The organism is Nitratireductor soli (assembly GCF_001050155.1).
Classification (GTDB): Bacteria; Pseudomonadota; Alphaproteobacteria; order Rhizobiales; family Rhizobiaceae; genus Nitratireductor; species Nitratireductor soli.
Genome location: NZ_LFVY01000046.1, coordinates 1 through 1,174 on the forward strand (window position 1 = coordinate 1; position 1,174 = coordinate 1,174).

Sequence of the window (1,174 nt, forward strand, 5' to 3'; positions counted from 1 at the left end):
ATGGCCAAAGGTAAATTTGAGCGTACGAAGCCGCATGTGAACATTGGCACGATTGGTCACGTTGACCATGGGAAGACGTCTTTGACGGCTGCGATCACGAAGTATTTTGGCGACTACCGCGCCTATGACCAGATCGACGCAGCGCCGGAAGAGAAGGCGCGCGGCATCACGATCTCGACGGCGCATGTGGAGTATGAGACGGAAGCGCGTCACTACGCCCATGTGGATTGCCCGGGCCACGCGGACTATGTGAAGAACATGATCACGGGCGCGGCGCAGATGGACGGTGCGATCCTGGTGGTTTCGGCGGCCGACGGCCCGATGCCGCAGACGCGCGAGCACATCCTGCTGGCCCGCCAGGTCGGCGTTCCGAGCCTCGTGGTGTTTTTGAACAAGGTCGACCAGGTGGACGATGAAGAGCTTCTCGAGCTGGTCGAGCTGGAGGTTCGCGAGCTTCTGTCGAGCTACGACTTCCCCGGCGACGATATTCCGATCGTCAAGGGTTCGGCGCTTGCCGCACTTGAAGATTCGGACAAGACGATCGGCGAGGACGCGGTGCGGGCGCTGATGGCCGAGGTGGACAAGTACATCCCGACGCCGGAGCGTCCGATCGACCAGCCGTTCCTGATGCCGATCGAGGACGTGTTCTCGATCTCGGGCCGCGGCACGGTCGTGACGGGTCGCGTCGAGCGCGGCATCGTGAAGGTTGGCGAGGAAGTCGAGATCGTCGGCATCCGCGACACGACGAAGACGACGGTGACGGGCGTCGAGATGTTCCGCAAGCTGCTCGACCAGGGGCAGGCCGGCGACAACATCGGGGCGCTGATCCGCGGCGTCGACCGCGAGGGCGTCGAGCGCGGCCAGGTGCTGTGCAAGCCCGGCTCGGTGAAGCCGCACACGAAGTTCAAGGCCGAAGCCTACATCCTGACGAAGGAAGAGGGCGGCCGTCATACGCCGTTCTTCACCAACTACCGTCCGCAGTTCTATTTCCGCACGACGGACGTGACGGGCATCGTGACGCTGCCGGAAGGCACGGAAATGGTGATGCCGGGCGACAATGTGACGGTCGACGTGACGCTGATCGTGCCGATCGCCATGGAAGAGAAGCTGCGCTTCGCCATCCGTGAAGGCGGACGTACCGTCGGCGCCGGCATCGTCGCATCGATCACTGAGT

The 1,174-nt window shown here is 63.1% G+C and carries 1 protein-coding gene; it reads left to right on the forward strand.

Going from position 1 to position 1,174, the window contains the following annotated elements:
* The coding region (gene tuf / locus AB843_RS24565) for an elongation factor Tu (RefSeq protein WP_048649560.1) at positions 1–1,174 on the forward strand (1,174 nt) is incomplete at its 3' end.